23 protein-coding genes and 1 tRNA gene are annotated in these 26,260 nt (G+C 72.3%); 16 read left to right on the top strand and 8 right to left on the bottom strand.

What is annotated here, in order from left to right; genetic code table 11:
- Nucleotides 1–3: 3 nt before the first annotated feature.
- Genes CFK38_RS05315 through CFK38_RS05305 form a run of 3 tightly spaced genes read left to right on the top strand, consistent with a single transcriptional unit; the run spans nucleotide 4 to nucleotide 5,567 of the window.
- The gene (locus tag CFK38_RS05315) at nucleotides 4–2,040 is read left to right on the top strand and encodes a DUF6541 family protein (protein ID WP_096802151.1); all 2,037 of its coding nucleotides are present in this window, start codon (nucleotides 4–6) and stop codon (nucleotides 2,038–2,040) included.
- A 57-nt stretch (nucleotides 2,041–2,097) separates the two neighbouring features.
- Nucleotides 2,098–3,474, top strand: a complete 1,377-nt coding sequence (locus CFK38_RS05310; protein WP_096802150.1) for a M18 family aminopeptidase — start codon at nucleotides 2,098–2,100, stop codon at nucleotides 3,472–3,474.
- A gap of 32 nt (nucleotides 3,475–3,506) precedes the next feature.
- Nucleotides 3,507–5,567: an acyltransferase family protein gene (locus CFK38_RS05305; RefSeq protein ID WP_096802149.1), complete on the top strand. Its 2,061-nt coding sequence runs from the start codon at nucleotides 3,507–3,509 to the stop codon at nucleotides 5,565–5,567.
- A gap of 22 nt (nucleotides 5,568–5,589) precedes the next feature.
- On the opposite strand, the gene CFK38_RS05300 is transcribed toward CFK38_RS05305, so the two are convergent.
- Nucleotides 5,590–5,871, bottom strand: a complete 282-nt coding sequence (locus CFK38_RS05300) for a hypothetical protein (protein WP_096802148.1) — start codon at nucleotides 5,869–5,871, stop codon at nucleotides 5,590–5,592.
- A 127-nt stretch (nucleotides 5,872–5,998) separates the two neighbouring features.
- On the opposite strand from CFK38_RS05300, the gene CFK38_RS05295 reads away from it, so the two are divergent.
- Nucleotides 5,999–6,436, top strand: coding sequence for a hypothetical protein (locus tag CFK38_RS05295; RefSeq protein ID WP_245851233.1), 438 nt, complete (start codon nucleotides 5,999–6,001; stop codon nucleotides 6,434–6,436).
- A 37-nt stretch (nucleotides 6,437–6,473) separates the two neighbouring features.
- On the opposite strand, the gene CFK38_RS05290 is transcribed toward CFK38_RS05295, so the two are convergent.
- Entirely contained in the window at nucleotides 6,474–7,964 is a 1,491-nt protein-coding gene (locus CFK38_RS05290; RefSeq protein ID WP_096802147.1) for a glutamyl-tRNA reductase, read from the bottom strand.
- A 264-nt stretch (nucleotides 7,965–8,228) separates the two neighbouring features.
- Here CFK38_RS05290 and hemE point away from each other — a divergent pair, with 264 nt between their 5' ends.
- The 9 genes from hemE to CFK38_RS05245 all read left to right on the top strand — a co-directional run bounded on the left by hemE (nucleotide 8,229) and on the right by CFK38_RS05245 (nucleotide 17,885).
- Nucleotides 8,229–9,293 (top strand): uroporphyrinogen decarboxylase, encoded by a 1,065-nt coding sequence (hemE, locus tag CFK38_RS05285; RefSeq protein ID WP_096802146.1) that lies wholly within the window; start codon nucleotides 8,229–8,231, stop codon nucleotides 9,291–9,293.
- Entirely contained in the window at nucleotides 9,290–10,702 is a 1,413-nt protein-coding gene (locus CFK38_RS05280; RefSeq protein WP_096802145.1) for a protoporphyrinogen/coproporphyrinogen oxidase, read from the top strand. Before hemE ends, CFK38_RS05280 begins: the two co-directional genes overlap by 4 nt.
- Complete coding sequence (gene hemQ / locus CFK38_RS05275) at nucleotides 10,699–11,433, top strand: hydrogen peroxide-dependent heme synthase (RefSeq protein ID WP_096802144.1); 735 nt, start codon at nucleotides 10,699–10,701, stop codon at nucleotides 11,431–11,433. The genes CFK38_RS05280 and hemQ overlap by 4 nt, the downstream gene beginning before the upstream one ends.
- A 94-nt stretch (nucleotides 11,434–11,527) precedes the next feature.
- Nucleotides 11,528–12,748 carry a ferrochelatase gene (locus CFK38_RS05270; RefSeq protein WP_245851279.1) on the top strand — a complete coding sequence of 407 codons (1,221 nt, stop codon included), beginning with the start codon at nucleotides 11,528–11,530 and terminating at the stop codon, nucleotides 12,746–12,748.
- Nucleotides 12,745–13,776 (top strand): hydroxymethylbilane synthase, encoded by a 1,032-nt coding sequence (gene hemC, locus CFK38_RS05265; protein ID WP_096802143.1) that lies wholly within the window; start codon nucleotides 12,745–12,747, stop codon nucleotides 13,774–13,776. The genes CFK38_RS05270 and hemC overlap by 4 nt, the downstream gene beginning before the upstream one ends.
- Entirely contained in the window at nucleotides 13,776–14,519 is a 744-nt protein-coding gene (locus tag CFK38_RS05260; RefSeq protein WP_157773365.1) for a uroporphyrinogen-III synthase, read from the top strand. Before hemC ends, CFK38_RS05260 begins: the two co-directional genes overlap by 1 nt.
- 93 nt (nucleotides 14,520–14,612) lie before the next feature.
- Nucleotides 14,613–15,650, top strand: a complete 1,038-nt coding sequence (gene hemB, locus CFK38_RS05255) for a porphobilinogen synthase (protein ID WP_096802142.1) — start codon at nucleotides 14,613–14,615, stop codon at nucleotides 15,648–15,650.
- A 38-nt stretch (nucleotides 15,651–15,688) separates the two neighbouring features.
- A complete protein-coding gene (gene hemL, locus CFK38_RS05250) occupies nucleotides 15,689–17,017 on the top strand; it encodes a glutamate-1-semialdehyde 2,1-aminomutase (RefSeq protein WP_096802141.1) in 1,329 nt (442 codons plus the stop codon).
- 67 nt (nucleotides 17,018–17,084) lie between these two features.
- Nucleotides 17,085–17,885 carry an isocitrate lyase/PEP mutase family protein gene (locus tag CFK38_RS05245; RefSeq protein ID WP_096802140.1) on the top strand — a complete coding sequence of 267 codons (801 nt, stop codon included), beginning with the start codon at nucleotides 17,085–17,087 and terminating at the stop codon, nucleotides 17,883–17,885.
- Nucleotides 17,886–17,920: 35 nt separating this feature from the next.
- On the opposite strand, the gene CFK38_RS05240 is transcribed toward CFK38_RS05245, so the two are convergent.
- A complete protein-coding gene (locus CFK38_RS05240) occupies nucleotides 17,921–19,483 on the bottom strand; it encodes an HNH endonuclease signature motif containing protein (RefSeq protein WP_172895768.1) in 1,563 nt (520 codons plus the stop codon).
- Between the two features lie 402 nt (nucleotides 19,484–19,885).
- Between CFK38_RS05240 and CFK38_RS05235 the strand changes: the two genes are divergently transcribed.
- A tRNA-Met gene (locus tag CFK38_RS05235) sits at nucleotides 19,886–19,959 on the top strand.
- A 129-nt stretch (nucleotides 19,960–20,088) separates the two neighbouring features.
- Nucleotides 20,089–20,721 (top strand): pentapeptide repeat-containing protein, encoded by a 633-nt coding sequence (locus CFK38_RS05230; RefSeq protein ID WP_245851232.1) that lies wholly within the window; start codon nucleotides 20,089–20,091, stop codon nucleotides 20,719–20,721.
- On the opposite strand, the gene CFK38_RS05225 is transcribed toward CFK38_RS05230, so the two are convergent.
- The 5 genes from CFK38_RS05225 to CFK38_RS05210 form a co-directional block, all read right to left on the bottom strand.
- Nucleotides 20,718–21,461 (bottom strand): hypothetical protein, encoded by a 744-nt coding sequence (locus tag CFK38_RS05225; RefSeq protein ID WP_096802138.1) that lies wholly within the window; start codon nucleotides 21,459–21,461, stop codon nucleotides 20,718–20,720. The genes CFK38_RS05230 and CFK38_RS05225 overlap by 4 nt on opposite strands.
- A 169-nt stretch (nucleotides 21,462–21,630) precedes the next feature.
- On the bottom strand, nucleotides 21,631–22,632 hold the full coding sequence (locus CFK38_RS05220) for a GNAT family N-acetyltransferase (RefSeq protein ID WP_096802137.1): 1,002 nt from the start codon (nucleotides 22,630–22,632) through the stop codon (nucleotides 21,631–21,633).
- A 60-nt stretch (nucleotides 22,633–22,692) separates the two neighbouring features.
- On the bottom strand, nucleotides 22,693–22,857 hold the full coding sequence (locus tag CFK38_RS17075) for a hypothetical protein (protein WP_157773364.1): 165 nt from the start codon (nucleotides 22,855–22,857) through the stop codon (nucleotides 22,693–22,695).
- Nucleotides 22,854–23,972 carry a glycosyltransferase family 4 protein gene (locus CFK38_RS05215; protein ID WP_096802136.1) on the bottom strand — a complete coding sequence of 373 codons (1,119 nt, stop codon included), beginning with the start codon at nucleotides 23,970–23,972 and terminating at the stop codon, nucleotides 22,854–22,856. The genes CFK38_RS17075 and CFK38_RS05215 overlap by 4 nt, the downstream gene beginning before the upstream one ends.
- Nucleotides 23,973–23,982: 10 nt before the next feature.
- Entirely contained in the window at nucleotides 23,983–25,131 is a 1,149-nt protein-coding gene (locus CFK38_RS05210; RefSeq protein ID WP_096802135.1) for an NAD-dependent epimerase/dehydratase family protein, read from the bottom strand.
- 309 nt (nucleotides 25,132–25,440) lie between these two features.
- Here CFK38_RS05210 and folP point away from each other — a divergent pair, with 309 nt between their 5' ends.
- Complete coding sequence (folP, locus tag CFK38_RS05205; protein WP_338025020.1) at nucleotides 25,441–26,253, top strand: dihydropteroate synthase; 813 nt, start codon at nucleotides 25,441–25,443, stop codon at nucleotides 26,251–26,253.
- Nucleotides 26,254–26,260: the final 7 nt, after the last annotated feature.

The raw sequence follows: 26,260 nt of genomic DNA, 5'->3' as shown, positions 1-26,260 counted from the left end.
ATCATGTGGGCCGACGTGATCCCCGGGATCCTCATCGCCGCCGCCGTCCTGCTCGTGCCCGGGACCGCGGTGCTGTCGAGCTGCCGTGTCCATCCCGTGACGGCCGTGGTAGCGGCGCCCGCCGCCTCCCTCGCCGTGGTCGCCCTGTCCACCATGTCCGCCTGGGCGCTGGGCGCCACGTGGGATGTGCGTTGGGTGGTGGCGTGCACGCTCGTGTGCGTCCTGCCGTGCGCGCTGCTGTCCTGGGGGACCCCCTGGGGTCGCCGGCAGCCTCGGCACTCCCTCCTCTCCGCTGCCGCGGCCGGTCAGTATGTCGTGGGACAGGTCATCGGCGTGGCCCTCATGGCGCCCTTGTACCTGCAGGCGTTCATCAGCCCTGACACCATCGCCCAGCGCTACGACAACGTCTTCCACCTCAACGCGATCGAAGCGATCGTCCGCACCGGGCAGGCGACGCCGATGGCGACGGCAGACCTGGTCGACGGCTCGCTGTACCCCAACGGCTGGCACACCATCGGAGCGCTGGTGCACGAGCTGTCCGGGCTGGATATCGCACCTTCGGTGCACGCTCTCACGCTCGCCACAGTGCTCGGGGTCTGGCCGCTGAGCATGTGGCTCCTCATCGAGGCACTGGTGCGTCCGTCCGCCGTCGTCCGCCTGATCTGCGGGCCGCTGATCCTCGCTTTCCCCGGCTTTCCGCTGGTCCTGCTCGACTGGGGCCTGATCTACCCGACGATCCTCGGCCTCGCCACCGCCCCGGCCCTCGCCGCTGCACTGGTGCATATGATCCGTCACCGAAGCGTGGTGACCGCTCCGCTGCGCACAGTCCTCGTGATCGGATTCCTCGGCGTCGGCGCCGGTATCGCCCATCCAGGTGCAGCGCTGATTCCATTGATCATGGTGTTGCCGCTGGCCGTCCTCGCCCTCGTACGGTCCGTGCACGGCATCATCGTGCAGCGCGAGCCCCGTGCGATCGGCGTCAACGCCCGCCATGTCGAGACCCACCGCGACGGTCGCCTCCCGTCCCGTGGCGAGGTGGTCTGGCCAGCAGCACTGGCGGCGATCGTCCTGGCGATCGTGCTGCTATGGATCACCGTGGCGCCGTCGACGAGCACAGCCCCCTGGAAGCGCTTCGAGACCGCGCCGCAGGCCGTCGGCGAAATCGTCATGGGCGGCGTGATGGGGCGACCAATGGTGCCCGTGATCGCCGTCATCACAGTTTTCGGTGTCGTCGGCTCCATCGCGGGCTGGACCCGGGACCGCTGGGCGATGCTGGCGATGATCGGACCGGCCGCTGTGTACTTCAGCTCTGCTGCCCTCGAGAACGGACCGATCCGGGATCTGCTCTCCGGCTTCTTCTACCGCGACAGCTTCCGTACCGGCGCCGCATTGACCCTGGGGACAGTGCCGGTCGCCGTTGCCGCGCTCGACCTGCTGTCGCGCCATGCCGCAACGGTCCTCGACTGCCTCACCCGCCGGCTCCGGTTCCGCGGGCGAGCACGACGATATGCGGCAGCAGCGGTCGTGACGGCCGTGGGGCTCGGAGCATCGACCTCTCTCGGACACCACGTCTCCTCGCACCCCCAGACTGAAGCGCAGTTCGAGAACGTCTCTGCGGCCTATCGGACCTGGGAATATGCGGATCTGGCCTCCGCGGACGAGATCGCGATGTTCGAGGTGCTTCCCGAATATGTACCGGAGAACGGTTATGTCATCGCAGACCCTTGGGAGGGCGGTGGTCTCATCTACGCCCTCGGCGAGCGTGAGGTCAATCAGATCTACATGCTGCTGCCCCGTTCCGAGGAGGAGCGCTACTTCGACCGCAACTTCCGCCGCATCGCCCACGACCAGGTGATGTGCGAGGTGCTGCCCGAGGATCGGCCGCTGTTCTATCTCGACCTCGACGAGCACCGACTGGGTGGCAACCAGGTCGAGTGGGAGGGATACCAGGGCTACCAGGGGATCTCGGAGCACACCCCGGGCTTCACGCCGATTCACGAGATCGGCACGGTGACGCTGTATCGCCTCACCGCGTGCTGAGGGCTCCGGCGAGGTGACATCCCGCCCCTGCCGCGGCACCGATGGTTCAATGAACCCGTGACTCGCCACTCCGCCGCCGCACCGTCCTCCCTCGCCCGGGCCACCACTCTCGATCTGGGCGAGTTCGTCTCCGCCTCCCCCTCCTCCTTCCACGCGGTCCAGGAGGCCGCCCGCCGGCTGCGCGCAGCAGGCTTCTCCCCGCTGCCGGAATCCGCGCACTGGGCGGCCCCGGATGTCGCCGGCTCGCGCTACGTGATCCGCGACGGCTCGCTGATCGCCTGGGTCGCCCCGGAGCCGGCCGATGCCACCACACCATGGCGGATCGTCGGCTCCCACACGGACTCCCCCGCCCTGAAGCTGAAGCCGAACCCCGAACTGGGCCGCGAGAACCTCTCCCAGGTGGGGGTCGAGGTCTACGGCGGGCCGCTGCTGAACTCCTGGCTGGACCGGGAGCTGCGCCTGGCGGGGCTGCTCACGCTGCGCGACGGCCGCCGCGCCCTGGTGTCCACGCCGCCGGTGCTGCGGGTGCCGCAGCTCGCGGTCCACCTGGACCGGGCGGTGAACAAGGAGGGCCTCCAGCTCGATCCGCAGCGGCACATGCAGCCGATCCTGGGCATCGGGGACGTGGACGTGCGGGAGCTGCTGGCCGCGCATGCCGCGCCGCTGGATCCCACCGGACACCTGCTCGCCGAGGGGGTCCTGACGGACCCGGTCGATCCCGACGACATCGTCGGCTTCGACGTGCTCACGGTCGACGCCCAGGCGCCGGCGCTGTTCGGTGCGCACGAGGAGTTCCTGGCCTCCGCGAGGCTGGACAACCTCAGCTCCGTGCACGCCGAGGTCCAGGCGCTGATCACGATCGCCGACGGCGGCGGTGACGCACGGCCCGCCGCCGAGGGGCCCGCCCCGATCGCGCTGCTGGTCGCCAACGACCACGAGGAGGTGGGCTCGGCCACCCGCTCCGGTGCCGCCGGTCCGTTCCTCGAGGACGTGCTGGTGCGGATGCACGCCGCGCTCGGCGGGGACGAGGCCTCGCGCCGCCGCGCCTTCGCCTCCTCCCTGGTGCTCTCGGCCGATGCCGGCCACGCCGCCCACCCGAACTACCCCGAGCGCCACGACCCGGTGACCCGGCCGCAGCTGGGCGGCGGTCCGATGCTGAAGATCAACGCGCAGCAGCGGTATGCGACCGATGCGGTGGGGATCGCCGCCTTCGCCGCGGCCTGCGAGCGCGCCGGGGTGCCGCATCAGCACTTCGTCTCGCACAACGCGATGCCGTGCGGCTCGACGATCGGGCCGCTCACCGCGACCCGGCTGGGGATGACCACGATCGATGTGGGCCTCACGCTGCTGTCGATGCATTCGGCGCGCGAGATGTGCGCGACCGCGGATCCGCTGCTGCTGCAGCAGGCCTGCGCCGCGTTCCTGCGCGGCTGATCCGCTCAGCGCTCCGCCGCCGCCGGCGCCCGATGTCCTCACCCTCCACCCCCTCCGCGGCGGCGCCGGCCGGCCACCGCCCCGAGCTGCACGGACTGCGCGGCCTCGCGATCGCGCTGGTGGTGCTCTACCACGTGTTCTTCGACCGGGTCTCCGGCGGGGTGGACGTGTTCCTGTTCATCTCGGCCTTCTTCCTCACCGGCAGCTTCGTGCGGCGGATGGAGGACGGCCGCCCGATGGCACCGTTGGCGTACTGGGCGCGGACCTTCAAGCGTCTGCTGCCGCCCGCCGTGCTGATCATCCTGGCCACCCTCGCCGGGGTCCGCCTGCTGCTGCCCCCGAGCACCTGGATGCCGGCAATCGACGACGCCGTCGCGTCCCTGCTGCAGGTGGAGAACTGGCTGCTGATCGACCGGGGCACCGACTACGAGGCGGCGGCGACGAGCTCCACCTCGCCGCTGCAGCACTTCTGGTCGCTGTCCATCCAGGGCCAGGTGTTCCTGCTGTGGCCGCTGCTGTTCGCGCTGTGCGCCGTGCTGGTGCGGCGCTTCGGCCTGTCCCCGCGTCGGCTGGCTGCCGGGCTCTTCGCGCTGATCGCCGTGGCGTCCTTCCTCTGGTCGGTGATCGCCACCGCCACCCAGCAGGAGGTCGCGTACTTCGACACCACCACCCGGATCTGGGAGTTCGCCGCCGGATCGCTGCTGGCGCTCTGGCCGGCCGCGAACCCCAGCACCACCGCCGCCCCCACGGGACGGTCCCGACAGCTGCGCATCGCGCTGGGCTGGGCCGGGCTGGCCGCGCTGATCTCCACCGGCGCGCTGATCGACGGCCGCTCGATGTTCCCGGGCTGGATCGCGGCCGTGCCGCTGCTCGGCGCCACCGGGGTGTTCCTCGCCGGGACCACCGGGGCGCGCCTCGGCGCGGACCGTCTGCTCTCCTCGCGGCCCTTCTCCTTCCTCGGGGACGTGAGCTACGGGCTCTACCTCATCCACTGGCCGCTGCTCACCCTCACCGTGCTGGCCACCGGGCGCGAGTCCGCCGGGCTGCTGCGCGGCACGCTCATCATCGCCGTGAGCCTGGTGCTGGCCTGGCTGCTGACCCGTCTGGTGGACGCCCCGATCCGGCGCTGGCGCTGGGCGAACGCACGGCCGCTGCGGGCGGCGACCGTGGTGACGGCGGTGCTGGCCATCGGGCTCGCCCCGAGCCTCGGCGCGCAGGCCCTGCTGCAGCGGGCGGCCGACGAGGCCGAGCACCGGGCCTTCGCGGACAATCCCGGGGCCCGGGTCCTGGACCCGGAGTACGTCCCGCATCCGGAGGCCGACCCGGACGCCGCGCCCCTGCCGACGGCCGCGACCGTGCGCGCGGACTGGGGTCTGCTCGAAGGGCCCTGCGAGGGCGAGATCGAGCCCGAGGTGCCCTCGGTCGCCGAGGGCTGCCAGAGCACGGATGCCCCCGAGGGTGCACCGGTGGTCGTCGCCGTCGGCAACTCGCGCCTGCGGCAGTCCGCGATGTCCCTGCTCGCGCCGGCCCAGGAGCACGGCTGGAGGCTGGTGCTGATCCACAAGAACAGTTGCCAGTACCTGCCCGGCGAGATGACGTACAGCGGGCAGGAGTGCTACGACCACAACCTCGCCGTCGCGGACTACCTCCGCGAGCTCGCACCGGATGCCGTCGCGATGAACACGACGGTCTACCGCGGGATGGGCCCGGAGACCATCAGCGCGGTGCTGGACGAGGAGGTCCCCGAGCTGCTCGCGCTCGAGATCCCGGTCATCGCCCTGCGCACCCCACCGCGCGCCGTGGAGAACCCTCTGGACTGCCTGGACGCCGGTGGCAGCCCCGAGGAGTGCACGACTCCGCTGGACCCTCGGCACATGCCGACCCAGCGCACGGACTCCGCCCGTCTCGACGAGCTGCAGGGTCCGGTGCATCCGGTCGATCTCCTGCCGGTGCTCTGCCCCGAGCACGAGTGCCGCCCGCTGATCGGGAACATCTACGTGTTCCAGGACGAGCACCACATCACCGCGACCTACATGCAGAGCACGGGCGGTGAGGTGCAGCGGCAGCTGGCGGGGTCAGGCTTTCAGTGGTGAGCTCCTGCGGCGCCGTGGTGCGTCAGTCCGCCGTGTCGGCGGCTCGCATCCCGATCTCCCGCACGGCCTCGACCGCCGCGACCGCTCGGGCCACCGCCGGGTGGTCGGGCCCGTGCTCGCGCCGGGCATCCTTGAGCAGCTCCTCGACCTGGTAGTACGAGTCGTCCAGATGTCCGGCCTCCGCCGTGGCCTCGGCCAGCTCGCAGCGCAGCTCGATCGCCTCCGGGGAGAGCGACTCGCCGTGCTCGAGCAGGTCCAGCAGACGGCGGGTGGCGTCATGGACTCGCTGCGGAGGGGTGCTCATCGGGGTCTCCTGGGAACGTGCGGCGGGAGGGTGGCGGCGGCAGTGCCGCTGGGGAGTCCGATCCTACGCCGGAACCGGCGGCCGGCGCGTCGCCGGACGCCGCCCGGCGCAGTACTCTGAGCAGGTCATGGAGATCAATCCCCTCGAGTCGCGTCTGCGCATGCTGCAGCAGATCGACGGGGTCCAGATGCAGCGCGAGGCGACTCCCGACGAGGAGACCGCCGGTTGTCCCGGCTGCCCGTACTTCTGGACCTGTCCGGTGCCGCATCGTGGCGAGGAGGTCCGGGCCCCGGCCGAGATCGAGCTCGAGGACGTCCGGGAGGCGCTGGGCCCGCGTCGCGCGTTCTCCCCGCGCGACGAGTCCGACGTGGGCTGGACCGACGTCTGGGTGGACGAGGAGGGGCTCCCGATCGATCCGGAGGAGCTGCCCGTCCGGCAGGAGCGGCACCCGGTCGAGGGCCCGTCCCCGGACAGCGCCGAGGAGGCTCCGGAGCCGGACGCCGAGGGGGACTCCCCCGCGCCTGCGCGGCGCCGCGCCCGGCGCGGTCTGTTCCGTCGCCGCTGAGCTCGCGCCCAGGGCGCTGTCCGGGCGCCGCCGGGGATCAGCCCGCGGGGCCGTCCGTCTCCGGGCCGAAGCCCTCGGGGCACTGCCCACCGCGCAGCGCCACCCGGGCGATGTCCGAGGCGGAGAGGCGGCCGACGGGCTCGAGCTCGGGGGCCGACGCCGGCTGCTCCCGCAGGGCGTCGCTCCGCGGCGGCACCGTGCGGTCCACCCGCATCCAGCCGGCGGGGACCGGTGCGCTGCTGTCCTCGACCGCCTCCTGGACACCCGCCGTGAACTGCTGGCCGGCGGAGATGTCGATCCCGAAGATGGTGTGGAAGGCCTCCACGTAGGCGTCGGCGTACCCGGTCTCCGCGAGGTGCCGGGCGCGTTCGGCGGGCTGATGCATGACCCGGGCCAGGATGCGGCGCACAGAGCGCTCGAGCTGGTCGGCGGTCTCCCCGGCGACGTCGCGGCGCAGCCGGTCGATCTCGCCGTCGGCCGCGTCGAAGACCTCGCGGCGCAGGGCGGCCATCGCCGGGTCGATCCGGCGCACCTCCTGCTGCAGGCGGAAGGCCTCGACGTTCTCGGCGACGATCCCGCGGGCGGTGAGCAGCGCCGGATCGGCCTGTGCGTCGGTGCCGAGCTTGAGGTCCTCGAGCCCGAGCACGGTGACGCCCTTGAGGTGCCGCACCAGCGGGTGCAGGTCCGAGTGCAGCGCCAGATCGAGCACCACGGTCCGCCCGGCGCTGAGGAACTGCTCGGGGAACAGCGAGGTGCCGCGCCCGGAGCAGGCGAGCACCAGATCGGCCGCGTGCAGGGAGCGCTCGAGGTCCGCCGGTGCGACGACCTGGACGCCATGGCGCTCCGCGAAGCCGGCGGCGCGCCCCGAGGGGGAGAACACCCGCACGTCCTGCACCCCGCGGCGCCCCAGCTCCGCGAGCCCCAGACGGGCATAGGCGCCGGTGCCGACGATCAGCACGCTGCGGCCGGTGAAGCCGCCCAGTTCGACCTCGGCCCGGTCCACCGCGACGGTGGCGCCGCTGCGCCCGGCCGCGCCGACCGGTGCCTGGGTGGCGACGGACTTCGCGCAGCGGAAGCCGTGCTGGAAGAGGTCGTGGAGCATCGAGGTGGTGCGGCCCTCGCGGCGCGCGGTCTCGTAGGACTGCCGCACCTGCCCGGCGATCTCGGCCTCGCCGAGCACCAGGGAGCGCAGCCCGGAGGTGACCTCGTAGAGGTGCTGGGGGACGGGATCGTCCATCGCCGCGTCGAAGCAGAGGGAGACCACCTCGCGGTCCAGCCCGCTGGCGCGCGCGACCGCGTCGACGACCAGATCCACCCCCTCGTGGAAGCGGTCGGTGTCGAGGTAGATCTCGAGCCGGTTGCAGGTGCTCACCACGACCTCGCCGGCGACGACGGGATCGGCGCCGGTGGCGGCGCGCTCGATCTGCAGCTGGTCGATGACGGCCGGGAGGGTGTCCGCGCCCCGGGTCAGGGCGTCGAGCACCTCGAGGTCGAGGTGCTCGTGGGAGGCGCGGAGGGCAGCGAGCATGAGCGCCAGTCTAGGGCGGCCCGCGACCGCTCCGACCGGCTGTCGGAACACTCTCGGAGTTCGTGTGCACAATGGAGCGTCATGACACAGAACCCCACGTCAGAGCCCACTTTTGCCGACAAGGCGTCAGATCGATCGCGACACCTGTCAGCTCCCGGGAACGCCGCAGGCCCCGGGCTCGCCACCACTGCCGCACCCCCCGTCGACCCGACTGCGGAGCTGCCCTCCGAGCACCCGGCACAGCGCCCGAGCGCCGCAGGCGGTGTGTCCGACGCCTCGGTGCTGCAGGAGCTGCGCGGAGTGAGGAGCGCCACCCCCAGCGTGTGGTTCATGCGACAGGCCGGCCGCTCCCTGCCGGAGTACCGCGCCCTGCGCGAGGGCACCACGATGCTCGATTCCTGCGTGCGCCCGGACCTCGCTGCGGAGATCACCGTGCAGCCGGTGCGGCGCCACCGCGTGGACGCCGGCATCTTCTTCTCCGACATCGTGGTCCCCGCCCGGCAGGCGGGTCTCGGGGTCGAGATCCAGCCGGGCGTCGGCCCCGTCTTCGACCATCCCGTGCGCACCGTCGCCGACATCGACGCCCTGCCCGTGCTCGGCGACGACTACGAGGCGGCGCTGGAGCCGATCCGCGAGGCGGTGCGCCTGACCGTCGCCGAGCTCGGCACCACGCCCCTGATCGGCTTCGCCGGCGCCCCCTTCACCGTGGCCAGCTACATGGTCGAGGGCGGCCCCAGCCGCGACCATCTGCGCACCCGGGCGCTGATGCGCTCGGAGCCGGAGGCATGGGCGCGGCTGGCCGCCTGGGTGGCGGAGCTGTCGGGCCGCTTCCTGCGCGCCCAGGTGCTCGCGGGCGCCTCCGCCGTGCAGCTGTTCGACTCCTGGGTGGGCGCCCTCAGCACCGAGCAGTACCTCACCCATGTCCAGCCGCACTCCGCCGCGGCCCTCGCCCGCGTCGCCGACCTGCCGGTGCCGCGGATCCACTTCGGGGTCGGCGCCGCCCACCTGCTGCCGCAGATGCACGCCGCCGGGGCCACCGCGATGGGCGTGGACCACCGGCTGCGACTGGACCGCGCGCTGGAGATGCTGCCGACCGGCACCCCCGTCCAGGGCAACATCGACCCGGCCGTGCTGTTCACCTCCGAACAGGCGCGCTTCGCGGAGGCTCGCGCGGTGCTGCGGGCCGGGGCCGGTGCGAGCGGCCATGTGGTCAACCTCGGCCACGGCGTCCCGCCGTCCACCGATCCGCAGGTCCTCACCGATCTGGTGAGCTTTCTCCATGACGTGGATGACGTGGCGGGCGCGGAGCAGGACGTCCGCCCGGCATGAGCACCCGTGTCCTCGTGATCGGCGGCGGCCTGGCCGGGCTGCTCGCCGCACGCCGCCATCAGCGCGGCGGGCACCACGTGGTGCTGCTGGAGGCGTCCGGGACGCTCGGCGGCGCGATCGCCGACGCCGCTCTTCCCGACGCCGGCGGATTCACGCTGAACACCGGCGCCGAGGCGTATGCGATCGCCTCCGGGGCGGTCGAGGCGCTGATCGCCGAGCTGGGCCTGGAGCAGCGGATCGTCGCCCCGCGCGAGGGCCTGGGCAGCCGGGTGGTCTCCGCCGCGGGAGTGCATCGGGCACCCGGGGCGAGCGTGCTCGGCATTCCCGGGCACCCTCTCGCCGCCGACGTGCGCGCGGTGCTGGGCACCGCCGGAGCGCTGCGCGCGAGCCTCGAGCGCTTCCTGCCCGCCTGGTACGGCGCCGGTGACGGGGCCACGGTCGCCGAGGCGGTGCGTCGCCGCCTGGGCCGGAAGGTGCTCGAGCGGCTGGTCGCGCCGGTGGTCGGCGGCGTGCACTCCGCCGACCCCGCGACCCTCGAGTTCGCGACCGCGTCCCCGCCGCTGAGCCGGGGACTGGCCGAGCAGGGCTCCCTCACCGCAGCGGTGAAGCGGCTGCGCGGGCGCGGCGCGGGCAGCGCGGGCACTCGCGTCCGCTCCCTGTCCCCCACGATGGCCGCGCTTCCCGAGGCCCTGCAGGCGCAGATCCTGGCTGCCGGCGGGATCCTGCGCACCGGCGTCGACGTGATCGGCGTCGAGCGGAGCGGGGACCGGTGGCAGGTCCTCACCGGTCGCGACGAGCGCCTGGAGGCGGACCACCTGGTCCTCGCCTGCCCCCCGGACACCGCCCGTGACCTGCTGAACGAGGCGGCTCCGGCGATCGCGCGCGCGATCCCGCAGGCCCCGTCGGCCGCCGTGCGCCTGGTGGCGCTGGTGCTCGAGGCGCCCGCACTGGATGCCCACCCCGCCGGCACCGGGGCGCTGGTCGCCCCCGGCACCGCGGGGATCCGGGCGAAGGCATTGACCCATGCCAGCGCCAAGTGGGAGCACGTGCAGCAGGCGCTGGCCGAGGCCCTGCCCACGGCCCGGAGCCCGCACCTGCTGCGACTGTCCTACGGGCGTCCGGGCGAGCAGCTCCCCGCCCGCGAGGAGATCGTCGACCTCGCCCTCGCCGACGCCTCGGCCATCCTGGGCACCCCGCTGTCCCGGACGCAGCTGCGGGCCGCGGAGGTGATCGACTGGGACCGTGCCATGCGCCAGGCCCTGCCCGGTCACCGCGCCGGGCTCGACGCCCTCACCGGCCTGCTCGCCCTGCAGCCGTCCCTCGAACTCGTCGGCTCCTGGAGGGCCGGCACCGGCATCGACGCGATCGTCCGCGCCGACGACACCTACTCGGAAGGAACCCCGTCATGACCGACACCCCCGCCCCGGCAGCACCGTCCGTCGAGGACATCGCGCAGAGAACCCGCTTTACGAGCTACACCGTGTTCCGTCGCCTCTCCGGCCTCACCGAGGACGGCGAGCTCACCACCGCGCAGATCCGGCAGTCCCTGGACGAGGTCACCCAGCTCATCGAGTCCGACACCGAGGGCGGCGTGGAGATCCTGGGCTTCTACGACGTCTCCGGCTTCCGCGCCGAGGCGGATCTGATGCTGTGGCTGGCCGCGGACGAGCCCGCCGCCCTGCAGACCGCGCTGCGCGAGTTCGAGCGCTCCGCAGCCGGGACCTGGCTGCACCGCCAGTGGGCGGGCGTGGGCGTGCACCGCATGGCCGAGTTCGCCAAGGGCCACGCCCCCTCGTTCATGATGCCGGGATTCGAGCGCAAGCAGTGGATCACCGTCTACCCCTTCGTGCGCAGCTACGACTGGTACCTGCTGGCCGACGACGAGCGCAACCGGATGCTGCGCGAGCACGGGATGCTGGGCCGCGAGTACCCGCAGGTCAACGCCAACACCGTCGCCGCCTTCGCGCTCGGCGACTACGAGTGGCTGCTCTCCTTCGAGGCGGATGACCTCCACGACCTGGTCGACATGATGCGTCACCTGCGCTACTCCGATGCCCGTCTGCACGTGCGCGACGAGCTGCCCTTCCACACCGGTCGACGTCTCGAGGACCTCGACGCCGTCGCCGACCTGCTCGCCTGAGCCCGGACCCCACCACCGAGGACCCACCATGACTGACTCCACCGTGTCGATGCCCAGCCTGTCGATGCCCAGCCTGTCGATGCCCAGCCTGTCGATGCCCAGCCCGCAGAGCGTCGATCCCGCCTCCGCCACCCATACCCGGCGCGGCGAGCCGAAGCCCTTCGACGCGATCCTGTTCGCGTCCTTCGGCGGCCCCGACGGCCAGGAGGACGTGATCCCGTTCCTCCGCAATGTCACGCGGGGGCGCGGGATCCCCGACGAGCGTCTCGAGGAGGTCGCCGGCCACTACCGCGCCCTCGGCGGCCGCAGCCCCATCACCGCGCAGAACGAGGCGATGATCGCCGCCCTCGCGCAGGAGCTCGCCGGCCGGGACATCGAGCTGCCGATCTACTTCGGCAATCGCAACTGGGCGCCGTACCACGCCGAGGCGGTGCGCGCCCTGCACGCGGACGGCCACCGCCACGCACTGGGACTCGTGACCAGCGCGTACTCCTCCTACTCCTCATGCCGGCAGTACCGCGAGGACTTCGGGATGGTGCTCGAGGAGACCGGCCTGGCCGGTGAGGTCAGCATCGACAAGGTCCGCGTCTACTTCAACCACCCCGGCTTCCTCGAACCGGTGGTCGACGGGGTGGCCGGCGCCCTGGCGAGCCTCGCCGCCGAGGGGCATGACGCGGAGCGGGTCGCGGTGCTGTTCTCCACCCACTCGGTGCCGCACTCGATGGCCGAGGCCTCCGGCCCCGAGGAGACCCGGGTCGAGGGCTCCGGCGGCTGGTACGTGGCGCAGCACCTCGCGGCCTGCCGCTGGGTGATGGAGCAGCTGCACGACGATGCACCCGAGCTGCCCGACTGGCAGCTGGTCTTCCAGTCCCGCTCCGGGTCGCCGCACACCCCGTGGCTCGAGCCGGACGTGAACGACGTGATCGCCCAGCTCGCCGCCGAGCACAGCGCCGACGCGGTGGTCGTGGTCCCGATCGGCTTCGTCACCGATCACGTCGAGGTGGTCTGGGACCTGGACACCGAGGCCAAGGAGACCGCCGAGGAGAAGGGGCTCGCCTTCCGCCGGGTCGCGACCTCCGGCGAGGATCCCCGCTTCATCGCGGCGCTGGCCGATCTGGTCCAGGAGCGGCTGGATGCGCAGTTCCCGCGCCGCGTGGTCACCGACTTCGGCGGCACCCCGGACGTGTGCGGGGCGAACTGCTGCGTGGGACGCCAGTGCCGTCCCACCACCAGCGCCGTCGACTCGGCGCAGGACGTGGAGCAGGCGCGCGCGGACGCGGCGGGCTCCACGGCGGCGGCAGGGGCGCCGGCATGACGCCCGCCGACGTCACCTCCACCGGGACCGCCGTCTTCGTCGGCTCCCCCCTGCGGATCGGCACCCGTGCCTCCGACCTCGCGCTGACCCAGTCGGGGCAGGTGGGCGAGGCGCTGGTGGCCGGGACGGACCATCCCGTGGAGCTGGTGCACGTGAGCACCCACGGCGACCGCGACCGCACGAGCCCGCTCGCCCAGATCGGCGGCACCGGCGTGTTCGTCACCGCCGTGCGCCAGGCGCTGCTGGACGGGACGGTCGACGTGGTCGTCCACTCCTGCAAGGATCTCCCCACCGCACCGCTCACGGAGATCACCCTGGCCTGCTACCCGGTCCGGGAGGATCCGCGCGACGCGCTCTGCGCCCGCGACGGTCTCACCCTCGACCAGCTGCCGGCCGGGGCGAAGGTGGGCACCGGCTCGCCGCGCCGCGCCGCCCAGCTGCTGCGGGCCCGGCCGGACCTCGAGGTGCTCGGGATCCGCGGCAACGTCGAGACCCGCCTGAACCGGGCGCTGGGCACGGAGGCGGATCTCGACGCCGTCGTGCTCGCCGCCTCCGGGCTGCGCCGGGTGGGACGCGAGGCGGCCATCAGCGAGCTGCTGGACCCCTCGGTGATGCTGCCCGCCCCGGCCCAGGGCGCCCTCGCGGTGGAGGCGACCACCGCCGCGCTCGCGGAGCGGCCCTGGTTCGCCCGGCGCCTGGACGCGGTCGACGACCCCGCCACCCGCGCCGCGATCGCCGCCGAGCGAGCGCTGCTGGCCACCCTCGAGGCAGGCTGCTCGGCGCCGGTGGCGGCCTTCGCCGAGCTCGAGGCCGATGAGGAGGGGGCCGCCGGCGTGCTGCGGCTGCGCGCGCTCGCGATCCGCACCGATGGCAGCCATGCCGTGGAGGGCGAGGCCCGTGTGGCGCTCGATCTCGACGCGGACCAGCTCTCCGGTCCCGGCTCGGTGCCGGCCGAGCTCGGCGAGGAGCTCGCCGCGGATCTGCTCTCCCGGGGCGCCGGCGAGATCCTCGCGGAGGCCCGGGCCTGATGCGTGCGGCGGCCGCTCCGCGTCCCGTCCTGGTCACCCGACCGGCCGGGCGCGGAGCGACGCTGCTGGACCTGCTGCGGGCAGCGGGGATCGAGGCGGAGCACCACCCCCTGCTCGAGCTCGTCCCCGCTGCCGACGAGGAGCTCGCCGCGGCCCGGGCGCTGCTCACCGGCGGCGGCTGCACGCATCTGGTGGTCACCTCCCGCACCGTCGCCGAGCTGCTGGCCCCGGTGGAGGTGGCGCCGGAGATCGCGGTCGTCGCCGTCGGGGAGGGCACCGCCGAGGCGCTCCGCGCCATCGGGATCCGCCCCGACCTGGTCGCGGCCGGCTCCGGTGCGGATCTCGTCGCGCAGATGCCTGCCGCTCCTGCCGGCGCGTCGGTGCTGTTCCCCGCCTCCTCCGCCGCGGCTCGCACCGTGCCCGAGGGGCTGCGGGCGAAGGGCTATGCGGTCCGCGAGGTCACGGCGTACCGGCCCGCACCGCTGGATCCGCCGCCCGAGGTCCGGGCGGGCCTCGCCGCCGGAGGCTACGGCGCCCTGGTCCTGACCAGCTCGATGATCGCGCGCCGCGCCGCCGCGCTGGGGGTCCATCCCGGGATCCCGATCGTCAGCATCGGCCGGCCCACCTCGCGGGCCGCGGACGCCGCGGGGCTGAGCGTCGCCCAGCAGGCGGCCGAGACGACCGATGCGGCCCTCGTCGCCGCGGTGCAGGAGGTGCTGGCTCGGGATCCTGCCGGCCGCTGACCGGACCGGCCCCACCGCTTCCGCACCCCGCCCCTTCCGCACCTCGCCCCTTCTGCACCCTGTGTCCCTCCCCCACTCCCGCAAGGAGACCCGATGACCCTCCCGACGATGCCCGGCCCGAGCTCTCCGGGCCCGCTGGACCGGCCCCGCCGCCTGCGCACCAGCAGCGCGGTGCGCTCCCTGGTGCGTGAGCACTCGCTGCGGCCCGCCGACCTGGTGCTGCCGATGTTCGTGCGCGAGGGCGCCCGCGAGAACCGCCCCATCGGCTCGATGCCCGGCGTCGAGCAGCACACGATGGACTCCCTGGTGCGTGCCGCGACCGAGGCCGTGGAGCGGGGCGTGGGCGGGGTGATGCTGTTCGGGGTCCCCGAGCACAAGGACGCCGCCGGCTCCGGCGCGAGCGATCCCGACGGCATCCTGAACCAGGCGCTGGGCCGGCTGCGGCGCGAGCTGGGCGATGCGACCGTGATCATGGCCGATCTGTGCCTGGACGAGTTCACCGACCACGGCCACTGCGGCGTGCTCGACGCCGCGGGCCGGGTCGACAACGACGCCACCCTCGAGCGCTACCGCGAGATGGCCCTCGCCCAGGCCGAGGCGGGCGCCCACCTGCTGGGCCCCTCGGGGATGATGGACGGCCAGATCGCCGCGGTCCGCGGGGCGCTGGACAGCGCCGGGCACCTCGACACCGGGATCTTCGCCTACACCGCGAAGTACGCCTCCGCCTTCTTCGGTCCGTTCCGCGAGGCGGTCGACTCCTCGCTGCAGGGCGACCGTCGCAGCTACCAGCAGGATCCGGCGAACGGCCGAGAGGCCCTGCGCGAGCTGGCGCTGGACGTCGCCGAGGGCGCGGACCTGGTGATGGTCAAGCCCGGACTGCCCTACCTCGACGTGCTGCGCGAGGTCGCCGAGGCCTCCCCGGTCCCTGTCGGCGCCTACCAGGTCTCCGGCGAGTACGCGATGATCGAGGCGGCGGCGCAGAACGGCTGGCTCGACCGCGACCGCACCGTGCTGGAGTCCCTGCTGGCCTTCCGCCGCGCCGGTGCCGGCACGGTGCTGACCTACTACGCGAGCGAGGTCGCCGGCTGGTACCGCGACGGCCTGCCGCCCCACCTGCACGAATTCCTCTGAACCCGCGTGATTCCGACGACCCCCAGGAGACTCCTTCGATGACCGGCACGACCTCCTCCACCGACCTCTTCTCCCGCGCCCGGCAGGTGATCCCCTCCGGCGTGAACTCGCCGGTGCGGGCCTTCGGCTCGGTGGGCGGCACCCCGCCCTTCCTCACCTCCGCGAAGGGCGCCCTGCTGCACGACGCCGACGGCACCGAGTACGTGGACCTGGTCGGCTCCTGGGGCCCGATGATCCTCGGCCATGCGGACGAGCAGGTGGTCGAGGCGGTGCGCGAGGCGGCCGGTCGCGGCCTGTCCTTCGGTGCCCCGCAGCCGGGCGAGGTGACGCTCGCCGAGGAGGTCGTGCGCCGCATCCGCCCCGTCGAGCAGCTGCGCCTGGTCAACTCCGGCACCGAGGCGACCATGAGCGCGCTGCGGGTGGCCCGTGCCGCGACCGGCCGGGACGTGATCGTGAAGTTCGCCGGCTGCTACCACGGGCATGTGGATGCGCTGCTGGCCGAGGCCGGCAGCGGGGTCGCGACCTTCGCGATGCCGGGCTCGGCGGGTGTGACCGCCGCGACCGCGCGCGACACCGTGGTGCTGCCCTATGGGGACCGGGCGGCGGTGCAGGCGCTGTTCGCCGAGCGCGGCTCCGAGATCGCCGCGATCATCACCGAGGCCGCGCCCGCGAACATGGGCGTGGTGCCCCCGCGCGAGGAGGACGGGATCGGCTTCAACCGCTTCCTGTCCGAGACCGCGCACGCCGCGGGCGCCCTGCTGATCAGCGACGAGGTGCTCACCGGGTTCCGGGCGAGCGCTGAGGGATACTACGGGATCGACGGGCCGCAGGGCGGGGCCGACGCCTGGGCACCGGACCTGATGACCTTCGGCAAGGTGATCGGCGGCGGTCTGCCGGTGGGCGCCTTCGGCGGCCGCGCGGACCTGATGGGCCTGCTCGCCCCGGCGGGCCCCGTCTACCAGGCGGGCACCCTGTCGGGGAACCCGCTGGCGACGGCGGCGGGCCTGGCCACCCTGGCGGGCCTGGACCAGGCGGCCTACCGGACTCTCGGCAGCGCCTCCCGCACCCTGCAGCAGCTGGTGGCCGACGCGCTCACCACGGCCGGGGTGCCGCATACGATCCAGCGAGCCGGCACCCTGTTCTCGGTGTTCTTCCGCGAGGCGCCCGTGCGCAGCTACGAGGACGCGAAGGCGCAGGACACCGCCGCGTTCACCCGCTTCTTCCACGCGATGCTCGCGGGCGGGGTCTACCTGCCGCCGTCGGCCTTCGAGGCCTGGTTCGTCTCCACGGCGCACACCCCCGCGGTGCTCGATCGGATCGCCGCTGTGCTGCCCGCGGCGGCCGCGGCGGCCGCCGGAGGGCGCTGACCCCGCCGTCCCGCACCGCACCGTCCGCAGCGCACACCGTGTCCCGTCCCGAGAGGTTCTGAGTTCCATGCCGGCTGCTCATCCCGATTCCGCCGCGCGGAAGGCCTTCGCCGCTCTCCACCGGCCGGGTGACCCCTTCCTGCTCCCGAACGCCTGGGATGTCGCCTCGGCGCTCGCGCTGCACCGAGCGGGATTCCCGGCAGTGGGCACCACCAGTCTCGGCATCGCTGCGGCCGCCGGTCTGCATGACGGGCACGGCCTCACCCTCGAGCACACCCGACTCGCGCTGGCCCGGATCGCGGTCGCCGTGCCCGAGGTCCTGCTCACCGGTGACCTGGAGAACGGCTACCGCGATGATCCGCAGCAGGTCGCCGAGCTGCTCGACGACCTCCCGGTGGTGGGCGTCAACCTCGAGGACTCCGCCGGCGGGTCGCTCACCGACGCCGTCGCGCACGCCGCGAAGATCACCGCGGTCTCGGCCCGTCACCCCGAGGTGTTCCTCAACGCGCGGGTGGACACCTTCTGGACGGGGCGGCCCGACCTCGCGGAGACCTTCGCCCGCATCTCCCGCTACGCGGACGCGGGGGCCGAGGGGATCTTCGTGCCCGGTGATCTGCCGCTGGTCACGATCGCGGAGATCACGCGGTTCTCGCCGCTGCCGGTCAATGTGCTGGCCAGCAGCCGCTGGACCCGCGCCGACGCCGCCGAGGCCGGAGTGGCCCGAATCAGCACCGGATCGCTCCCCTACCGCGCAGCGCTCACGGCCGCCGTGCGCACGGCCGAGGCGCTCCGGGACGGCACGGACCTGCCCGTGAGCGACCCCCTCGGCTACGCCGCGACGGAAGCCCTGCTGCCACCGCACGGGTGAACGAGGGCCTGCGGGGCGGCCTGACAGGCGGGGCATCAGGCGGGGGCCTCGGGTGCTCGCGACGAGGGCGGTCGGCGCCGTCTCCGGCGCGCGGATCTCCTGCGGGGTGAGCGAGCGGCAGGCTCTGCTCGAGGCGACCCTTCACGCGTGCTGAGGGCTCGCGGACGGGTCGTGCGACGGGTGCCGGACCGGCTGATCCACTCCACGACGTGACCGTCCACGGCGGGATCGCCCACGCGGTGCACGCTGCGGGTCTGCTGCTCCTTGGCGTTGCAGAAGGCGCAGAGCCCCTGCCCGTTGTCCAGGCAGGTGTCACCGCCGGACGCATGGGGACGGATGTGGTCCGTCTGCCGGATCGGAGCATCGCAGTAGGGGGCGCGACACACCAGGTCCCGCCAGCGGATGAACTTCGCCAGCGCCGCCGGGAAGGCTCGCGCACGGGACTCCACCGCCACCAGCTCGCCGGTGAGCGGATGGGTGTACAGGCGCCTCATCACGGCGCGCAGCGCAGGCCCGTCGGGCCCCATCGCGCGGTCCGTCCCCTTCGTGAGCGCCGCGCCGAGGGGCCCGCGCAGCTCGTCGCGCAGCACCTCGGCCGGGGCGGTGCCGTGCCCCTCGATCTGGGCCAGATCCCCGGCACCCGGGTGGAAGAGGGCCCGGTCGGTGATGATGATGCCGATGTCGAGGGTGGTCGGCACCATGGCGTCCTCCTGACCGAGCAGGGTGTCCACGAAGGAGTCGGCCTGGATCGCCTGGTGGCCCCGCCGGTCACCGGCGGCGCGCAGGCGCTCGGCTTCGAGGGAGAGGCGCTTGCGGATCTTCGCGCCGTCGAGGGCCGGGACGCGTGCGGAGACGGTGGCCATGCCGTGCTCGGCACGCCGGACGGTGACGTGCCGTTCCTGCTTCGCTCGCTGGTGGCGACGTTCCTGCCCGGCCGGATCTGCGGCCGCGATCGCAGCGACTGTGGCATCGTCCCAGGTCTCCGCACCCGCGCCGTCGAGATCGGGCAGGCGCTCGCCCAGCAGCCGGTCCATCTCGTGGCGCTGGGCCGGTGACAGCGGGGCGGCGGCGCGAGAGGTGTTGTGGGCGGAGGTGCTGGTGACCTGCGCGCTCGCGAGAGCGGTGAGCATCTCGGGCATGTCCGCGACCAGGCGGCGCTGGGATGCCAGGGAGTGGGCGGCGGATGCCGGGGACTTCCCGATCAGCATCGAGACCTCCCGCGTCGCCTCGTTCGTGGCCTCCCGCAGGAGCTTCCTGGTGGGCGGGGCCTGATCCGCCTCCTGCGCCGTGCGCGCCCGCGCCTCGGCCTGCTTCTGCAGTGTCAGCGACTCGGCCAGGGCCACGACGGTGCGCGCCTCGAGAGCGTCCATCGCGCTGCGCAGCTCGTGGATCATGCCCACGACGTTCGTGTACGCGGCGCCGAGCGCCTCATCGGGGACGAACAGCTCTCCGGGTCGCAGGGCGAGTTCCCGCAGCACGAATCCCTGGTCCCCGAGCGCCGCGGCGAGCACCGGGGCACCGCCGGCGTGCACGGCATCGACGAGCGCCTGGTGGGGATCACCAGGGGCTGAATCGATCTCACTCGCGCTTTCGAACATGCCTCCATGATTCCCCTCACCCCTGACGGATGAAAGCCTCCACGCGAAATGTGGAAAACGTCGACCGGGGAGGAACGGTCGACACCACAGAGCCTTCCCCTCTCCTCAACGGCGCAGGCCACAGGCACTCCAACGCCACCAGGCCTGATACCGGAAATATTCCAGGAGAACAGTGCTCAGTTCATTGTGGATAACCTTGCGGAATTTGTGGATGAATGCTCACTGTGGAGGAACCGTGCACGATGTTCCGTGGTGACCCGCGCCCACCACAGCACCTCCGCCGCTCGCTCCGAGATGACCCCCGGCGGCCCTTCACGACGCTCTGAGTCGGTCGATGACGGACGGCTCGACAGCGCGGACCGCCCTGCCCCAGGCTGGTCTTCGTCGGCCCCGCCGGCACATCGCTCCGTAGCTCAGCCCGGAAGAGCGGCTCCCCCATACGGAGCGCGTCGCAGGTTCGAATCCCGCCGGAGCGTCGCTCGCCGCCGACGGCCGTCAGCCTCGCCCAGTACCCTCGGACGGGCCGCCCGCCACCGCGGATCGGATCCGCCCACGAACCCCGAGGTGTCCCCATCGCACGCAGGTCCGCCACCGCCAAGAAGCCCGTGCTGAGCCGTCTGGTCCTGCCCGGTCTCGAGCCCTCCGACGTCGAACAGCTCCAGCCGCAGGACAGCTACGAGGGGCTCAGCATCGAGGGCGGCGACCTCTCCGGGCGCGACCTCAGCGGCATCACGCTCTCGGAATGCGAGCTGGTGGGTGTCACCGCGCACACGACCCTGCTCCAGCACGCCCGGCTGGTCGAGACCCGGATCGAGCGGCTGAATGCCCCTGTCCTGGACGCGACCCGTTCCACGTGGCGAGACATGGAGCTGAGCGGTTCCCGGATCGGGGCGCTGGACATCTATGACGCGGCGATCCGCTCCACCCGCCTCACCGGCAGCAAGTTCGACTGGATCAACCTGCGCTCCTCGACGCTCGAGGACGTCCTGTTCGAGGACTGCACGATCGAGGAGCTGGACCTGGCCGGTGTGACCGCCACCCGGGTCTCGTTCGTGAACTGCCGCGCCGGCAGCGTCTCCCTCGCCCACGCCCGGCTGAAGGATGTGGACCTGCGCGGGCTCGAGATGGGCTCGGTCGGCAACCTGGAGGGGATGGCCGGCGCGACGCTCGACGCCCAGCAGGTCACCGCCCTGGCACCGGCCTTCGCGAGCCACCTCGGGATCCGTGTGGAGGGCTAGATGAAGCTCCGCGAGGCGATGTCGCCGGAGATGATGACGCGCACCTGGCGGTCCTCGTCGAGGACCTTCACGAAGCCGCTCTCGACCTCCAGCACGTACCCCTGCACGACCTCGCCCGAGCTGAGCACGATGCTCTCTCGTTCGATCCAGGGTGTGCTCGAGAACGCCGCGACGAACAGCTCGAGGACGATGCAGGCCACGATGGCCCGGGACACGACGGCGTTGCCGACCCGCCGGACCTTCGGCGGCGCACCGGGGTGCAGCATCGCGATCCCCGCGGCGACCACCGCGAGGGCGACGACGATCATCCACCAGGAGCGGAAGGTGATCAGCAGCGAGGCTCCCGCGGCGATCAGCAGCGCAATCAGGATGAGGGGCCCGAAGGAGACCCGCCGATGCCGGCGGAAGTCACGGATCGTGAACATCACGATCAGCGGTCCGGCCGCGGCGACGATGATCGAGGTGACCAGGGGCTCGGTGTAGATCGTGCTGACGATGACCGAGGGGATGTCGCTGAGGTCGATCGTGGCGAGGATGGTGCCCGCGACCTCCCAGTCCCACTGGGCCAGGGAGAAGATGCGCAGGATGATCAGCAGGGTGATCGTGACCGTCGTGATGCCCAGCCCGTTGGCTCGTGACGAGGACCGCCTGCCGTGCTCGGCGCTCGCGGCACCGTCCTGGGAAGCGCTGTCGACGGCGCCGTCGAGGGCCGCGTCCTGCTCCTGATCCGGCGACCCCATCGCGCGCTCCGTCCTGCGCGATCACTGCGTCCGCGCCCGCTCTGCCACTGCCCGACGATCCGTCGTCCGCGCCATCCTATGGTCCACCACGACGCGGCGACGCACGGCCTCAGCAGTGCAGAACGCGGGCCGGGGCGATCCCCGAACACGAGATTCGCGGGAAGGTCGATCATCCCGCGCGGAGCTCGCCCTCCAGGATGCTCAGCACATCCGCCTGACGGAAGCCCAGTGACCGGTTCAGCGCGAGCATCGGAGTGTTGTCGAGCGCGGTGTAGGTCTGGATCCAACGAGCGGACTCCGCCTCCGGGACGCCGGCGAGGTTCTCCAGGTTCGCCAGCTTGAGGGCGCGGCCGATGCCGCGGCCGCGGTGGGCGCGATCCACCAGGGTGTCGTCCTGAGTGAGGATCTCCGGGTCGTGGCGATTGACGAAGATCTCGGTGTAGCCGACGGCCGTCCCGGGGTCGTAGGCGAGGCCGCGCACCAGGGTCCAGCCCTGCGCGTCCATCCGTTGTTCGCTACGGCGGATCTCCGTCACCTCGCTGCGCGGGGCCGGACGCGTGAGGTCGCCCATCGGCACGTCAGCTTCCATCTGGGTGCTGAGCCGGGCCCAGTCCTGGATCAGGTCTTCGGGGCAGGCGCCCCGCCAGGTGCGCACCTCTATCCCGGGCGCGGCGCGGACGGCATCGGAGGAGCCGAGGAGCGCGGCGCGGTCGACGGGCAGGTCGAGCAGCAGGCGGTGCTCCTGGTTGCCGATCCGCATGCCGTGCGCGAGCGCGAAGGAGATCCCCGCTTCGCTGTAGGTCTCGGCCTGGACCACCTCGGCGTGGCCGGCGAGCGTCTCGCGCAGGGCGGCGGCGAGCGCGGTGCCGATGCCTCGGCGCCGATGCGTCGGGAGCACGGAGATCTCGACCTCGGCGGGGTCGCCGGGGTCGACGTCCGCCCCCGCCGCTCCGACCATCTCGCCGTCGAGGCTCGCCACCAGCAGGACGGAGAGGCGCTCGGGCTTCGGATCCCCGAAGCGCGCGAGGATGGTCTGTTCGCTCGCCCACCAGGCTGCCTCGCGCCCGGCGTTGAACCCCTCCCCGAGCACCGCGTTCCAGGCGAGCAGAGACTCACGGTCGGCGGGGTCGACGGGGATGATCCGCGCGGGGGTGCTCTGGCCGTGATTCATTGCGCCATCCCACCACACCGAGGAAGGCGCGTCCCAGCGAATATCGCAACGCGGCGCGACTCAGAGGCCCAGCCGGTGCTCCAGCGACGCCTTCACGCCGCTCCACTCATCGGCCAGGATCGAAGAGACGACCGTATGGCGCAGGGTGCCGTCGGGCATGATCAGGTGCGCGCGCAGGATGCCGTCCTGCTGGGCACCGAGGGACATGGGCAGGACGACGGTCATCCGTGCTGCGCGATCGCCATCTCGTAGTACCGCAGCAGATCGTCCGAGGCGCTGGCCCAGGAGAACTTCTCGGCCTCGGCCCGGGCGGCCTCCCGGATGCGCCCCCGCAGCTCCGCATCGCCCAGCCGGGTCAGCGCCGCATCCAGGCTCGCCTCATCCCCGGACTCGAAGATCAGCCCGTTCACCCCGTCGGTGACCTGCTCCATCGTCGGCCCCGACCGGGCGGCGACCACCGGCAGCCCGGAGGCCATCCCCTCGAGGATCACCAGCCCCAGGGTCTCGGTGACCGAGGGGAACACGAAGGCGTCGGCGCTGGCGAAGGCGCCGGCGAGCTCCTCACCCTCCATGAAGCCGGGGAACAGCGTGGAGGTCCCCTCGAAGATCTGCTCGAGCTCGCGCCGGTAGGGACCGTCGCCCACGATCGCCAGCGCCACGTCATCACGGCGCTCCATCATCGGCCGCAGCCGATGGATCTCCTTCTCCGCCGCCAGCCGACCCACGAAGACCAGCAGCTTCTTGCCCGGATGCCCCTCGGTGAGGCGCTCGCGCATGGTGTCGGAGGCGAAGCGGGGGTGGAAGGTCTGCGTGTCCACCCCGCGCTGGACCACGTGGAGGTTCTGGACGCCCTGCCCCGCGAGCTCCGCCTTCATCGTCTCGGAGGTGGCGATGTTGATGTCGGCCAGGGCGTGGTTGCGCCGGATCTGCCACCACACAGGGCGCTTGCCCCAGCGGTAGGCCCGGTAGAGGTCCAGGTAGCGGGGGATGTGCGTGTGATAGCTCGCCACCAGCGGGATCCGCTGCCGATGTGCGGCGAACGCCCCCGAGGAGGCCAGCAGCAGCGGCTGGGCGGCATGGACCACATCCGGGTGGAAGCCGCGGATGATGCCGTCCACGGTGGGATTGGGCAGGGTGAAGCGCCGATGCTTGTAGAACGGCAGGGTCACCGGCTTGATGCCCACCACCCGGGCACCGTGATATTCGGTGACACCGAGCTCCGGGGCGATGACCATGACCTCGTGCCCGAGCTCGGTGAACCGGTCGACGGCGTGACGCAGGCGGGTCACCACGCCGTCGACCGACGGCAGGAAGGTCTCCGTGACGATCGCGATCTTCACGGGGTGCGGCTCACTTCCAGGTGACGGTGGGCAGGACCAGCTCGCGGTCGACGCGATCGGTGTTGTTCATCGCGACCTTGATGACCTCGGTGAGGTGCTCGTCGGTCAGCAGGTGGGGCTGCAGGCCCAGGTCCAGCAGGTTGGTGTTGACCGCGTTGTAGTAGTGGTCGTACTTCTCCACGCGCGGGTTCTCGGTGGTCGCGAGCTCGACGTCGTTGCCCAGGTCGCGGGCGACCTTCTGCACCTTCTCGGCCAGCTCCTTGACGGAGAACTGCTCGGTGAACTGGTTGTAGACGCGGAACTCACCGACGTCGGCAGGGTTCTCGCAGGCGATCTCGATGCAGCGCACGGTGTCCTGGATGTCCAGGTAGCCGCGGGTCTGGGAGCCGTTGCCGTAGACGGTGAGGTCGTGGCCGATGGCCGCCTGCACGATGAAGCGGTTCAGCGCGGTGCCGAACACGGCGTCGTAGTCGAAGCGGTTGACCAGACGCGGATCACGGCGGGTCTCGTCGGTCTCCAGGCCGTAGACCACGCCCTGGTTCAGATCGGTGGCGCGGATGCCCCAGATCTTGCAGGCGAACATGATGTTGTCGCTGTCGTGCACCTTGGTGAGGTGGTAGAAGGAGCCGGGCTGCTTGGGGTAGGGCAGGCGGTCCTTGCGGCCCTTGTGCTCGACCTCGAGCCAGCCCTCCTCGATGTCGATGTTCGGCTGCCCGTACTCGCCCATGGTGCCGAGCTTGACCAGGTGGCAGTCGGGCGCGAAGTCCTTGATCGCCCATAGCACGTTCAGGGTGCCCTCGACGTTGTTGCGATGGTTCTCGATCGCGTGCTCGCGGTCGATCATCGAGTACGGCGCGGAGCGGTGCTCGGCGAAGTGCACGAAGGACTCCGGCCGGATCTCCTGGAAGATCGCGGAGACCGCGTCATAGTCGGTGAGGTCGGCGATCTTCACGGCGATGTCCTTGCCGGAGACCTCCTTCCACACCGCGACCCGCTCCTCGAGCTCGAGGATCGGGGTCACCGAGTTGGAGCCCAGCTCCACATCGATCTCACGGCGCACCAGGTTGTCCACGATCGTGACGTCGTGGCCCTTCTGCGAGAGATACAGGGCAGTGGGCCAGCCGCAGAATCCATCTCCACCGGCGACGACGATCTTCATCTCGTGAGTCCTCCATAAGGTCCTGTACCGACGTGCGAGGTGCGCCGCAGCCGGATTGTGCAAGTCCGTGTCCGCTCATAACGTAGTGCAGGTCGGACGCGCCTCAAAGCAGGGCGGACCCCGGCCTGAACAGCGGAGGAACGGATCGTGAACATGGTGTACGACGAGCGCGAGACAGATCGCACGCCCTGCTCGGATTCCACTGTATCCCGCGCTCCCGAGCCTGCGCTGGATGCTCCCCCGCCCCCGTCGCCGAGCATCCTCCGCACCCCCCGCCCGCTGCCGGACAGCTCCGGTCGGGTGCTGGTGATGGCGATCGTCAACCGCACCCGCGACTCCTTCTTCGACGAGGGCCGCACCTGGGGCCTGGAGGCCGCGGTCGCCGCCGGGCTCGCGGCCGCCCGCGACGGCGCGGACCTCATCGACGTGGGCGGGGTGAAGTTCGCCCCCGGAGAACCCGTGCCCGCCCCGGAGGAGAGCGACCGGGTGGTGCCGGTCGTGGCCGCGCTGCGTGCGCAGCTGCCGAGCCGCGTGCTGCTCTCGGTCGACACCTTCCACGCCTCGGTGGCCCGGGCCGCCGTCGCCGCCGGTGCGGACCTGATCAACGACACCACCGGGCTCTCGGACCCGCAGATGGCAGCCGCGGTCGCCGAGTCCGGTGCCTCGCTGATCCTCACCCACTCGGCGGCGCCGCCCCGCAGGCCGCTCCCCCACCCGCACTACGAGGACGTGGTCTCCGAGGTGCGGGAGTTCCTCATCGCCCGTCTCGAGCTCGCCCTCGCCGCCGGGGTGCCTCGGGAGCGGATCGTGCTGGATCCGGGACCGGACCTGAACAAGTCCACCGTGCAGACCCTCGAGGTGATGCGGGGCCTGGGCGAGTTCGCTGACCTCGGACTGCCGCTGCTGGCGGCGCTGAGCCGCAAGGACTTCGTGGGCGAGTCCCTGGGCCTGGCCAAGGAGGAGCGGCTGGAGGGGTCGCTCGCGGCCGCGGCCTGGGCGGTGCAGCACGGCGCGAGGATGCTGCGGGTGCACGACGTGCAGGCCACGGTGCGCCTGGTGCGGATGCTCGAGGTGCTCGCCGGCCGGCGCGACCCCGTCGGCCCGCTGGTCCACAACGTGTGAGGTCGAC

Source organism: Brachybacterium vulturis (genome assembly GCF_002407185.1).
GTDB classification, from domain to species: Bacteria; Actinomycetota; Actinomycetes; order Actinomycetales; family Dermabacteraceae; genus Brachybacterium; species Brachybacterium vulturis.
Note: the sequence above shows the minus strand (reverse complement) of the source record. Positions and strands in the feature narration are given on the sequence as shown.